Consider the following 13,307-nt stretch of genomic DNA (forward strand, 5'->3'; position numbering starts at 1 on the left):
CACTCACTTTTTATTCATTTTGCGTTTGGCAAATTTGATATTTGTGCGTAAAAATTTCATTTCTTGTGGTGCGAGCTGAAGGGCATATTGCCAAAAACGTATCGCTTGGCGGTAATTCTTTTTGTTATAGCACACAATGCCCTTGTTGCCATAAGCATTCGCATTTTTGGGGTCTATAGATAAAATTTTATCAAAGTCTTGCATTGCCTTAGAATATTGTTCTAAAGAACAGTACATGGCCCCTCTATTACTATAGATTTGTATATTTTTAGGACTTAATATGATGGCTTTCTCGTAGTCAACAAGCGCTTTTTTATAGTCTTTCCAAGCATAATAAATATTTGCTCTGTTGGCATAAGCCTCTGAATACGTCGCGTCCAAGGCAATTGCTTTGTCGTAGTTTTTTTTGGCTTCCGCGTATTTTTTCCATCTTTTGTATAAATTTCCGTGGTTGTAGTAAATCACGGGGTCATCCGGGGATAGCATTTTAGCTTTGTCATAATCTTGCTGGGCCTTTGTGTATTTTTTCCAATCGGAATACATGTTACCCCTGTTGATATATGCTTTGCCTGAGTCTGGGTTCATTGCTATCGCTTTGTTGTAGTTCATCTCTGCTTGTTCGTATTTGCGCAATCTTTTGTACAAAAAAGCTTTGACGATATAGGCATCGTAATACTTCGCATCTAGAGATATTGCGGTGTCAATGTCTCTTAGCGCCTTATCATATTTTCCTAATTGAATATATACCTCTCCGCGGCCAACATATCCCTCGGGGTTTTTTGTATCGAGTCGGATGGTTTTGTCGTAGTCTAATTTTGCTTTTGTATACTGTCTTAAGGATCGATAGGTATTTCCTCTTTGGTAATAAGCTTTGCGATCGTTGGGAGTGAGTGCGACGACTTTGTTGTACTCTAGCACTGCTTTTTCGTATTCTCTTCGAAACTTATATAGGTTTCCTCTACTGTAATATGCTTTAGAGTACTGCGGGTTGAGTTCGATGGCTTGTTTGTAGTCTTGTAGAGCTTTTTCGTAGTTGTGTAATTCGTGGTATACAAATCCTCGGTTGTAATAATATTCTGCCTCATGAGGTGTGAGAGCTATTGCCTTATCGAAATCTTTTAATGCGCTATCGTGCTTTTCTAACCCGACATAAACGGCACCACGATTGTTATAATTGGCTCCCATTTTCGGGTATTGGCGAATGGTTTGGGTGTAATCGATAATTGCTTGTCGCATATTCTTTTTATCGACGCTTTGCCCAAGTATAACACCACGTAAAAAGATATACTCTTCTGCTGTCTTTAAGTGTATTGATTGTGAAAAAACCACTGCCAAAGGTTTGATGATTTCTGGATTGACTAACATATCGCTGTGCGAACTTTTTTGTATGTTTTTGACAAACTCGATCATGGCACTGTTGAGTAGCTTGAGCTCATTGTTCGTTTGTTGTAAAGCCCTTTCTTTCGAAATCATATAACCACTAAATATCACGAGCATCGCAATAATAAGTCCCATGACCGCAAAAAGTTTGCGATGAGTAAACATTAGATTGCGCAGTGCGTGTATGTGAGTGTAGCGTCGTGCGATGATCGGACGATGATTTTTGAAGTTTTCCAACTCTTGCAGGAGTTGTTGCGCACTTTGGTAACGCCTATTGGGATTTCTCGATAAGCATTTTAAACAAATGGCTTCTAAGTAGGGAGATATATCTGGGTTGAGTTCACGTAGCGGAATGGGCATTTTATTTTGAATTTGAAAAATGATATTGATGTCCGTAGCTCCTTGGAAAACGGTACGATACGTCAATGCTTCGTACATCGTCGCTCCCAAAGAGTATATATCACTTTTTTCATTTACATGCCCTTCGATTTGTTCGATGGGCATGTAGAGAACGGTACCAACTATTTGCCCGGTTTTGGACAATTGTTGCGCATCCTGCTCCAACCTTTTGGCCAAACCAAAATCCATAATTTTTGCACGACCACTACTTGTCACTAAGATATTGGAAGGTTTTAAATCGCGATGAATGATGTTTTTTTTATGCGCAGCGACAAGCCCTTTACAAACTTGTATCATAATCTCAACTAAAAGACCCGGCTCTATTTTTCGTTCTTTAATGCCTTGGGAAAGGGTAGTACCTTCCACGTATTCCATGGTAAAAAAAGGCTGAGGTTCGTTACTGAACTCGTAGAATTGGATGATATTTTCATGTTTGAGTTGCGCCATCATTTCGGACTCTTTGAGAAATCGTTTTACATCTCCTTGAAGGATCAGCTTTAAGGCGACAAAACGTTTGAGATAGGTGTCATACGCTTGATAAACAACTCCCATTCCCCCACGGCCAAGTTCCTTTTCAAGTACATATCGTCCGAATTTTCGTGTTTTCATTTTTACCAGCCTGATTTTGTACGCGATCTTTCATTTTTTTGACATCAATACGTATAGGAAGCCTATGTAATACAATTTGTTATGGAATTTTATTATAGAGTAAATTAAGTTAGAAGTAAATCCATTTGATGCATAGCTTTTACCAATACAGCTATTCACAAAGGCATTTTTATTTTTCCTGACAAAATCATAAATAGTGATGTAGAATATAATGTTCTTTTATTTGTTGATGTATTATATATTATACTTTTTATTGGATTTTGTAAAAAAGGAAAAAAATGACGTACCTACAAGATATATCTATGATAACCATTGCCTTTGTATTTGGAGGGATGGTCTTTTTTTCTTTTGTAATGGCACCACTAATTTTTATAAAACTTGAAGGTCAGATCGCCGCGCATTTTATACGACAGGTTTTTCCTGTTTACTATATAGTTATGGCGATATCCTGTTTTGCAATTTCATTGCTAACATTTTCTATTCATCTCTATGTAAGTTTGGCCACGTTAATTTTAGCACTCATTTTTATATGGCTGCGTTTTTACCTAGTTCCCACTGTGAATAAATATCGCGATTTACAAAAAGAGGGTGACAACGATGCGGGAAAGAAATTTGACTTTTTACATCGATTAAGTGTCATCATTAATTTTATACAGATCGTAACTATTGCCACTGTTTTTTTTGTTGTTCTCTATACAAAATAGGACGACGTTTGTCTGAAAAAACGCAATTTTGGTTCGGTCAATAAGCATGAGTTTGTCTCGCATTAACGTGTCGTTTTTTTCTATTAAGAAGTGCTATACGTAAGTCCTCCCAGTGGGAGGACAGCCGGCTAATCACCGGCAGGAGGGCATGGCATACTATTGTAAACACTGTACTTTAGAGAAATCTTAGAGTACTACTCTCCGGGTACTAATAGACTCTTTTTTCCTCTTTTTTTGTAGTACAGCATCATATTACGCCATGCTTTTTTTCTTTCTTTGCCATATGGAGTGAGGGAAAGAATACTTTGTTTGAGTACTTTGTCGATTTGAGGATGAGGTATTTGTGAAAGTAAACTATAACTACTGGCCACAATAACTTTTGCTCTGGTAAGTTTTTGTAAGGTATTTATGATATTACTTGGTATTTTTTTGGTGTGTTTCCAATAAAGATCCGCGAGTTCAACATAAAATATCACTTTTTGCTCAAGAGCGGTGGCCTGTTGCATTAATTTTATAGCACGTTCATAGTTACCATCTTCCTTTGCAACCATAGCTTGACGAAATATATCATCGACATCGACATATTTTAACTTATTGATCTTTAAAAACCATGCTTTGTAGCGCCTACGGTAGTTTTTATCTTTGATATTTTTGTAGAATTCATCAAGGAACGGCACTTCCCCTACAACGCGCGAACCTTGGAATACGCTAATAAGTTTTAAAGCCCCGGATTTTTCTAAAAGCTCCATTTCAATGCGCCGATTAATAGCTAAGGAAATTCCCTTGCGCGCATAGAAATCTTTTCCCCTCACTTGTTCGATAAGTTCATTTAGTTGTTGGAGATTGGCGAGAAATGCGTAGCCACCATACGCGTAAGTTCGCAAGTTGGTATTTTTAGCGGAGAAATATCTTTTTAATATCGCCATTCTTTGGTCAACAGGTTTACGTCTATCCCGAGCAATGGGTAAAGTCATCATTCCTACATTTTTTAAAATGAGAGCTTGTATATTGGAATACTGCTCTTTTTCCAACCAGTCAAGCACTTCTCCTCCACAGGCGGCGTACATGCTATAACCGTAACTGCGCAAAAAGTTATTTTGGCTTTTTATCAGGAATTCGGGGTTTTCTAATCGTAACTTTATCATTCCCTTGCGAAATATCTTATAAAAAATATACAGGCGAACAATGGGGTTATTCTTTTCGTCTCGATAGTACTTTCTTAGAATACCGTCGCTTGTGTTTTCTAGTAACATGCGGTCTATCGCAGCTATTTTTACATAGGGGTGGTGGGCGGTGTACAAAATATTTTTCATTGTGCCTTCGGGTACGTCAAGAATGCTTGGTAGTTTTTGCAATATGGTAATCTGCAATTCTTGAGGAAGCTTTTCGAGTTGCTGTAAGGCTTTTAACCAAAGACCCGCGTATTGTTTTTGTAGTGGTTTCGCTCTTCCTATAATTCTTCCCAGATAGTGAAATGCTATCTTGCGTATGTGTGGTGGATACTTCTCATCGGTGTACTTGGCAAATATTCTTGCGGCGGGCGCAGCATATTTCTTTTTTAAATTCATTGCAATTTCCATCGCGACCGTCGTATTATCCAACAAGGAAGGTGGTAATTTTGACATATCTATTTTAAAGAACGACCTAGCGCCGGCGGCGATCATCACTATGTTTGGATCGTGAGAAGCAAATGCAATAGTTTGTGGCTTTCGCACTGTAACGATGTCGAAATCCTGTAGTGCTCTGGAGCACACTATTTGCAAATTTTGATCTTCGTTTTTCCTGCGAAAAAGTTCTACTTTTTCAAATTGGTAGAGAAGTAATAATGACCTAGCTGCGATGTAGCGATGCCAAATATCCACTTGGCGGTCACACAATATTTTTTCGACATTTTTGACATCCAATTCGTCGATAATATTTGAGTACGGGTATAGACATGCTTGTGCCATGACATAGCATGTCGCAGAGTATCGTTCGCGAATGGCCATCTTTTTTACATCTTGTGCTATTTTGTGGTATTTTTTTTGTTGTAGTATCTGCAACACTTGTGGAGTATGGCGCATAGTTAGAATACCCAATCGCGCAGCATGAGATACACTTTTATTTTTGGAAGACATCTTATCCACTAAATGTAAAATTGATTTCCTATGCGTTTGAATGGAGAGTAATCGCTGCAAGGTATAATAGTCGTTTTTATGTTGGTCTCGTATCGAATATAACTGATGACGTATGTTTTCTGTAGGAACATAACGCCAATTTTCTAGATCGTGGAGTAGGGCCAGATAACGTTCTTCCAATAGGTTGATGTCCTTATTGGCAATTGCGGTAAATTCTTTTAAAGCTTTAGTGTTCAGTGGATGCAAAGCGCGTACTTGGAGAAAAACATCACCAGCTTCTTTATATTTTTTTTGTTTGACCAACAGTTTTCCTAGGGATATGCGATAGTCAGCATTTTCGTAATCGAGTTCGATACTTTTTTGTAGATTGCGATGTGCGCGTTTATAATCGTTGAGAAGAATGTAACTTTTTGCTGTATAAAAGTAGATTTCTGCATTGTGCTGTAGTTGACTTTGAACCGATTGAAAACTTTCAATGGCCAACGTCGGTTTGTTTAAATAGAAATAATTTTTTCCGATAAATAGTTGCAGCATTTGATGTGCCAGAAAAGGCCACTTGCTTCGTATTTCTTGGCAAAGGCGAAAATTTTCTAGCGCAAGTTGGTACTGTTGTTTTTGGAAATAAATTCGTCCAAGGTAATAAAAGGAATATTTTTTGTGAACGCCCTTACTCTTTGCAGAAGTAGCTACGGTTTTTAAAAGAGGGAAAGCTTTCTCGTAGTTGTTTTTTAAAAAATGATATTCGCCAAGGGCCATGGATACCAAAGTAGAAAATGGTTTTTCTTGCTCTTTTATTAGAATTTCAAATTTAGAAAAACGTTGTGATTTCGCGTAGATTAAAAGTTGATATTCGCGGTATTCTCGTGCATTTATTTTGCTCGCGAGCAGTTCCTCATGGGCCTTTTCGTAAAGTCCGTTGTAAATCCATTGGTCTATTTTGTTTTGTAATGTAAATGTTATTTGCGAGGATGGTATTTGCACTGTTTGCTTTGTAAATACTAAAAAAACAATGGGAGTCAAAATGAGAATGGATAAAAAAACAACAAGGCCATTTTTGTAATATGCTATAAAGTTTTTTAGTGAACTTGCTCGAGTAGATTTTCCTTGTAGCCATGCCTGTATGTCATGAGAGAATAAATCAGCGCTCTGGTAGCGATGATTTTTATTTTTTTGTAAAGCGTTGATACATATTGCATCTAATGAGGAGGGCACTTGTGGATTTATTTTACTGGGAAGACGCGGTTTTTCATGGACAATTTTATAAAAAATATTAATAGGAGTAGGTCCATCGAAGACTTTTTGTGCGGTTAGCATTTCATACAAGATTGCTCCCAGTGCATAGATATCAACTAAATGATTCATGTTTTTTTGTGCTTGTACTTGTTCTGGAGACATGTAAAAGAGACTACCAATAACCTGTTGCGATTTTGTTAGGTTTTTTTCGTTGTGACTCAACTTCTTGGCCAAGCCGAAGTCCATTATACGCAGCGAGCCATCTTTGGTAATCATTATATTGCTTGGTTTTAAATCGCGATGAATAATTTTGCATTGGTGTGCGTAATGAATTGCGTGGAGGATTTGATCAAAGATTTTTACTTTTTGCTGCACAGATAACGAGTGGGTGTTGAGATATTCTTTTAATGTGTGACCTTCTACATACTCCATAACAATACACGGGATATTTTGAACCACAAAAAAATCGTATATCTTCACAATATTCGGATGATGGAGCGAGGCAGAGTACTTGGCTTCACGAACAAATCTTTCATGGGAAGTTTGTTCATCATTCATCATTTTAATCGCAACATAGCGATTAATTTTTGTGTCGCGAGCTAAGTAAACAATGGCCATTCCTCCTTGGCCGAGTTTACGGATGATTTGGTAGTGCCTTAAGTATTGATTTTGCATAATATGACAGCCACAGTAGTAAGCGAAACGATGAGCAACCACAACTGTAATTCAATATACAATATGCGGTTACTTGAGTACATCATAAAGTTTTCAATATTGTATAGAACAATGGGAAATAATTAGGAAGGTGAATATGTTTTTTTCGCAACGTGAATACTACGAAGAAACTTTTGAGGATATCGAAGTATCGGAACAAGAAATACGATCAATAGAGTTTGAAGATTGCAATTTTGTACAGTGTGATTTTAGTGAAAAAATTTTTTGGGAGTGTAAGTTTTCTCATTGTCATTTTACGCAATGTAACTTAAGTTTGATGAAGGTAGCTCAAAGCACATATTGCGACGTGGTGTTCGAAGATTCAAAAGTAATGGGAGTAAATTGGAGTGAAATATCATTGCCAAAGATACCACTCGCTTGCCCGATAAAATTTCTACGATGTAATATTAGTAATTCTAGTTTCCTGGGAATGAATTTGCCAAAAACGTCCATAAAAGACTGTGTGGCAAAAGATGTAGACTTTCGAGAAGCGAACCTGTGTGAGTCGAATTTGACACACACTGATTTTTCGGAGAGTCATTTTATGCAAACAAATTTGTCGAAGTGCGATTTTTCCCATGCTAAAAATTATCGTATCGATATAGCGATGAATAAGATCGAAAAAGCCAAGTTTTCTCTTCCAGAAGCCCTGTCGCTACTTTATCTATTGGATATTGAGATCGATAACTGAAATGCTTTTTGGGTTTACGGTAGTGTGCAAAAAAATCTGGAATATCGCAAGGATGATAACCAAGGTAACGTTTCCCCTCCTGTTGTGGAAGAATGAAAAAGCTATCGTGGCTATTTTTCGCAGATATTCCAGTGACAATTTTGAGTTTAGATTACAATGAAAAATGTGGAAAGTTGTTCAGCAACTTGTGTATTAAGTGATTCTAGGTAATCCATCCAAATTTCCAATGTGGACGTTTATAAAATTTAGATAGGTGTTCTTTTCTTTTTTGGTAAAAGTAACTCAATATTTGCGAGTATTGGTTACTTCTGTTAAAAATAGAGCACATCAGCTCAACAATATATTCGTTGGGTGCTGCCCATGGTTTTAAACGCAACAATTCTTCAATGGCCTGTTGGTAGTTGTTGCTTTTTTGCAAGAGAAATCCCAAGGCTATTGCCGTGGATCTACTTTTTCCGTGGTGGCAATGAATGAGCAGTGGCCCATCGCTGTTTAAAAATTCAATGGCTTTTTGACAGTCTTCTTTACTTACAGTCTTTAGCTGTATAAGAGCGCTTTTTTTTCTACTTTTGTCTATATCATCAAAATACAGATACAAAACTTCTTTTGCGTTTTCCAAATCATCCACTGGATCAAGAGGACTGGAAATGGAAACCACACGATAAAAATTCGGTTTTTGTTCTAGCAGTTCTTTTGCTTCTTGTAAGCTAGTAATAAAAAGTTCCATAGCTACCTCCTAACTATTCGTCAGACCAAAGATTTTCTTCGATCGTTCGTGAACAATAGATGTACTTCTAGTATTATGTCACATAATTTGACAACGGTTAAACATATAGACAGCGCTGGGTAAAAAAACTTCATTTTTTGTGCAAAATTTTTTGTATAACGATGACAAAATTTTGCTATATAGGTCTTTGCGCGGAGTCGGGGTTTTCACCTGCGCGTAGGGAAATGATCGCACCTTCCTCACCTAATTCTAAACATTCAAACAAATTGCGAATACATTGCCCAAGACGATCTGCTCCGCAGTCGCTACATTCAATTTCGTCAACGAGGTTGCGTGCCAACTGCGCCGCTTCTTCGCGGACTTTTTGTGCCTGCTGTGGTGGTGGATTTTCACCGTAGCGCTTGTAGGGTAGAAGCAACAGCATTAATTTATCACTAATTTTTTGCATTTCTTGGAGTTGTTCGTTGTCCTTAGTTTCTCTACTCACTAGCGTTTGAATGCGTTGTGCAATAGTGCCGGCATGAGGCAAGTTCAGTGGTATGTGAAAATGGGCTACCATTTATTCTCTTTTCCAAAAAACGTTTGAATTCTTTTGTAAAGTAACACGCTTTTTCTTCGTGTCTAACAACTTATACTATGCTATCATGGAATTTTACATTTTGCGGAAAAAAACGGGAGTTGTTTTATGAATTATCGCACGCAATCTCTAATATACCAGGCGCAAAGCCTAGGTTATCTCGGCAAGGATATCCCACCTTCTTTCGACATCGACGCATTCTTGCAACAAAAAATATCTCGTCAAGACAGTTACTATATCTATTTTTTGTATGTGAAGCATTGTTTACTCAATAAAGCGCAACAACGAGGACTTATTAGTGAACCACAAAAAAATAGTCTATGGCAAAAATCAACTCAGCAACGAAATGCACCGAAACTTTTTTGTGGCGAAGAAAACGTTGTCTCTGTCACTTTTTATGAGAAAAGTGTCCAAGAGTTGATGGGGCAAAATGTTTTTTCCGCGTTGGAAAAGAAACTTTTTCTTTCATTAGTCGCGGCGTGGCAAAACAGGCACGCGCAAACGGCCAATAACGCAACTGTGGCGGTGAGTGATCGAACGGAAGTTTTGAGCGCAAATGTAACTATAGCAGACTCTGGACAAGTGGTCGCAAATGAGACGATAGCTAGTTCTTTTGGCAGAGGTGTGGAAGAGCCTTTTTCGAAAATAGAGATGGATTCAAATGCGAATGTAACCATAGCAGACTCTGGACAAGTGGTCGCAAATGAGACGATAGCCAGTTCTTTTGGTAGAGATGCAGAAGAGCCCTTTTCGCGAATAGAGGTGGACGTCTCTCCGGAAGAAACGATCGCTAGTGTTCATTCTCCTTCCCCCAACACCCCAGTTTCCACAAGTCATATTTCCTCTACGGCGCATGCCAAGTCAGCGTTGGAGAATAGCGATTTGTTCGCCGGACGTTATCGTATAGAAAAAGAACTTGGGCGCGGTGGCATGGGCGTTGTTTATAAGGTATACGACGAGAATTTGGGGCGTGATGTGGCTTTGAAGTTGGTTTTGGCAAAACATGCCACAGAAGTCCAAATTCGTCGTTTTTTGAAAGAAGCACAGGTGGTCGCGAAACTAGACCACCCAAATACAATTCGCATTTTTGATATTGGGGAATTTCCACAAAAGTATTTTACGATGGAATACATCGAAGGAAAAACCTTGACGGAATACATAAATGACAAGTCTCTCGATTTTGCTACGATTGCGAAAATCATGCACAAAGTGGCGCAAGCGCTGCAAAACGCGCATCGCCAAAATCTCATCCATCGCGATATCAAGCCCTCAAATATTATGTTAGACGTAAAAAAACAGCCGCGTTTAATGGACTTTGGTTTGGTGAAAGACGCAGATAGTGATCTTTCCCACGAAGGCGACATATTGGGGACACCCGCTTACATGTCTCCTGAGCAAGCCCATGGCCAAGAAGCGGTTCCAGGGAGTGATATTTACTCACTTGGGGCAACGCTATACCAATCTCTTACAGGCTGTGCTCCTTTTAGTGGGTCTTCGGCATTAAATATCATTGTACAAATTATGCAAAAGGACCCCGTACCTCCTCGCGAATTGAATCCTGACATTCCTCGTGAATTAGAAGCCATTACCTTGAAGTGCATGGAGAAAAAAGTCGCCAAGCGTTATCGCAGTGCGCATGCTTTGGCAAAAGATCTTGAAAATTATTTACAAAATCGTCCCATTATTGCTTCCTCTCCCACCCAGCTTACCTATTTAAAAAAGTGGATTTTGCGCAATAAAGCGGTCAGTATAATGGCGTTTTCCTCATTTTTGGTAATTCTGTTTGTCGTTTCGTTATCTAGTTATTTGTACGTGCGCGAAATTACAAGAAAAGACATTGAAGAACAAAAGAAAAGAACCGAAATTTCTGAAAAAGCCAGAATTAAGTTACAAGCAAAGAAAGACGAATTGCAAGTAAAGAAAGACGAACTGCAAGCAAAGAAAGACGAACTGCAAGCAAACAAAGACGAGCTGAAAAGAAAAAATGACGACCTGGAAAAAAATATCTACAATGCCAACATTGCCTTAGCCGCTCTGCGTATCGAAAACATTAATATTAGTGGTGCACGTCAGGCTTTGAGTAGATGCGACGAGGAGCGGCAACAAAATTGGGAATGGAAATGGTTATATAAAACGCTGGAAATAGAGCATACGTCTTTTGGACAAACATTGTATAACTATTGCGGATTTCATCCCAAAAAAGGGTTGTTTGTGGCAGCAAATAACAATTACTTGGAACTGTGGAACGTGCGCAACACATTAAAGCCCGTTTGGCATTCTCCAGCAGTTAATGACAAAATTACCTGCTGTAGTTTTTCGCAAAATGGCAAATGGATTATTGTGGGAACATATGGAGGAGACCCGAATCGCAATCGTTTGTATGGAAAACCGGCAAAAAATTTATATTTGGTTGATAGCGCTACGGGAAAAATTATTCATACGTATGAAGGACACGCCTATGCTGTGCGGCAAGTATCTTTTAGTTCTGACGATAAACTGATCGTTTCAGGGGGAGATGATTGTTGCATAAAGATATGGAAAGCAACGCCAAAAAGTACCAAACCACTACAAAGCATTGACCTGTTGCAAAAAATCAAAAAAATAGTTGAAGACTCCGGTATTGGTAAAGAGAGTTTACGTTCCACCGAGGACTATGAAGTTAGCAGTTGTGCTTTTAGCAAAAATAAACAGTATATTATTGCGACACGAGATGATGTACTGATATTGTGGAAAAAAACATCACGTAAGTACCAGTTATTAGACGAAAGTTCTTATAGTTTGGATTTAAAGCGTTACTCGGGTAGTATTAATCACTGTGTATTTCACCCTACTATGAATATGATTGTCGTGGCGACAAAAAATGGCAGCATTGATTTGTGGAGTGTGACAAAAAATAAGCTGAACTTTGTGCGGTCGTTGGAGAAAGTACATAAACTAGAGGTGGAGCACTGTACTTTTTCCAAAGATGGTAAACAAATGCTTTCTTGCGGAAGAGACACCAACATCGTGTTGTGGGAAGTCGAGAGTCAAGCGAACATTTTTGTCACCGCCAAGTACTATGGTCATGCCAAAAGAATACTCAATTGCGATTTTAGCACGGACAATAAGAGTTTCATTTCGGCTGCTGATACGATTAAATTGTGGTCAATCAATGAAAAATCACGCCCGGCGATGTTAGCGAAAAAGGCCAACGCAAAAATAGAACGGAGAGGTGACTTCGCAAAAACGGCAGAGCATCGTCATTTATTTGCCTCGGCAGGAGACGATGGTTTAAAAATATGGGATTGGCATAAACAAAAATTATATAAAACCTTGGGGAAAAATCGCCAATTTTACCAATGCACATTTCATCCGCATAAAAATTTGGTGGCAACTACGGACAAAAGACCAGACTTATTGCGCAATGCTCTCAAAAAAGTTTATGAAGTTACGTTGTGGAATGTCAATAGTGGCGAATCGCAAGTGGTTGGTGCACATAAAAGAGCCGTTCGCTTTTGTGCATTTAGCGACGATGGTCGTTATCTAGCATCTATCAGCAAACGCATTAAAATTTTTGATTTTGAAAATAACAATGAGTTTGAATTGCGCCATAGTCACAAAGGTGGTATACGTTGGTGTGGCTTTGCCCCCAACGATAACAATGTATTTATAACCGCTTCAGAAAAGATTATCATTTGGGATCTCAAAAATAAAAAAGAGCTGCACAGTTTTCGCGACAATATTTACAAAATACACTTTGCCGATTTTCACCCAACCCTACCGCTACTGATAACAGCAGATTCGCATGTTTTGGACGCTAAGCAAGATATTAGTTTCGCCGTTTGGGATTTCGAGAATAAAAAATCACTCGGCCATATTTCTGGGTCGAAATCCAACATCAACGCTTGCTTTTTCGACGCGCGCGGGGAAAGGATTATCACTGTGAGTAGAGATCGTGCAGTGAGAATATGGGACTTTGAAGCAAAAGCACATCAAGATTCTATTCATTGGAAATCTCAAGAACTTTTAACCCTGCGAAAACATCGTGCCTCTATTCATCATGGAAGCCTTTCGCCAGATGGGAATGCCTTGATTTCTATTGGTGAAGATGGCGAAATGTTTCTATGGAGCACCAGGTAGTCACAATTCCATTTAGTTTTAGTCATTTATACAAAGG

7 protein-coding genes are annotated in these 13,307 nt (G+C 38.6%); 3 read left to right on the plus strand and 4 right to left on the minus strand.

Annotated features, from left to right (window positions below):
• Positions 1–3: 3 nt before the first annotated feature.
• Positions 4–2,388, minus strand: coding sequence for a serine/threonine-protein kinase (locus UABAM_RS21275; protein WP_151970007.1), 2,385 nt, complete (start codon positions 2,386–2,388; stop codon positions 4–6).
• Positions 2,389–2,666: 278 nt separating this feature from the next.
• Between UABAM_RS21275 and UABAM_RS21280 the strand changes: the two genes are divergently transcribed.
• Positions 2,667–3,092, plus strand: coding sequence for a DUF4149 domain-containing protein (locus UABAM_RS21280; protein WP_151970008.1), 426 nt, complete (start codon positions 2,667–2,669; stop codon positions 3,090–3,092).
• Between the two features lie 194 nt (positions 3,093–3,286).
• Here UABAM_RS21280 and UABAM_RS21285 read toward each other — a convergent pair whose 3' ends face one another.
• Positions 3,287–7,117, minus strand: coding sequence for a protein kinase domain-containing protein (locus UABAM_RS21285; protein ID WP_151970009.1), 3,831 nt, complete (start codon positions 7,115–7,117; stop codon positions 3,287–3,289).
• Positions 7,118–7,253: 136 nt separating this feature from the next.
• Between UABAM_RS21285 and UABAM_RS21290 the strand changes: the two genes are divergently transcribed.
• Positions 7,254–7,847: a pentapeptide repeat-containing protein gene (locus UABAM_RS21290; RefSeq protein ID WP_151970010.1), complete on the plus strand. Its 594-nt coding sequence runs from the start codon at positions 7,254–7,256 to the stop codon at positions 7,845–7,847.
• Positions 7,848–8,049: 202 nt separating this feature from the next.
• Here UABAM_RS21290 and UABAM_RS21295 read toward each other — a convergent pair whose 3' ends face one another.
• Complete coding sequence (locus UABAM_RS21295) at positions 8,050–8,574, minus strand: protein-tyrosine phosphatase family protein (protein ID WP_151970011.1); 525 nt, start codon at positions 8,572–8,574, stop codon at positions 8,050–8,052.
• Positions 8,575–8,749: 175 nt separating this feature from the next.
• Positions 8,750–9,133 (minus strand): hypothetical protein, encoded by a 384-nt coding sequence (locus tag UABAM_RS21300; RefSeq protein ID WP_151970012.1) that lies wholly within the window; start codon positions 9,131–9,133, stop codon positions 8,750–8,752.
• 126 nt (positions 9,134–9,259) lie between these two features.
• Between UABAM_RS21300 and UABAM_RS21305 the strand changes: the two genes are divergently transcribed.
• Complete coding sequence (locus UABAM_RS21305; RefSeq protein WP_151970013.1) at positions 9,260–13,270, plus strand: protein kinase domain-containing protein; 4,011 nt, start codon at positions 9,260–9,262, stop codon at positions 13,268–13,270.
• The last annotated feature ends 37 nt before the right edge of the window (positions 13,271–13,307 follow it).

The sequence above is a fragment of the Candidatus Uabimicrobium amorphum genome, assembly GCF_009002475.1.
Taxonomy (GTDB): Bacteria; Planctomycetota; Uabimicrobiia; order Uabimicrobiales; family Uabimicrobiaceae; genus Uabimicrobium; species Uabimicrobium amorphum.

Bases quoted from the DNA above. Each gene is read 5' to 3' on its own strand.
- UABAM_RS21275 (WP_151970007.1), bottom strand. From the start codon at position 2,388: ATGAAAACACGAAAATTCGGACGATATGTACTTGAAAAGGAACTTGGC.
- UABAM_RS21280 (WP_151970008.1), top strand. From the start codon at position 2,667: ATGACGTACCTACAAGATATATCTATGATAACCATTGCCTTTGTATTT.
- UABAM_RS21285 (WP_151970009.1), bottom strand. From the start codon at position 7,117: ATGCAAAATCAATACTTAAGGCACTACCAAATCATCCGTAAACTCGGC.
- UABAM_RS21290 (WP_151970010.1), top strand. From the start codon at position 7,254: ATGTTTTTTTCGCAACGTGAATACTACGAAGAAACTTTTGAGGATATC.
- UABAM_RS21295 (WP_151970011.1), bottom strand. From the start codon at position 8,574: ATGGAACTTTTTATTACTAGCTTACAAGAAGCAAAAGAACTGCTAGAA.
- UABAM_RS21300 (WP_151970012.1), bottom strand. From the start codon at position 9,133: ATGGTAGCCCATTTTCACATACCACTGAACTTGCCTCATGCCGGCACT.
- UABAM_RS21305 (WP_151970013.1), top strand. From the start codon at position 9,260: ATGAATTATCGCACGCAATCTCTAATATACCAGGCGCAAAGCCTAGGT.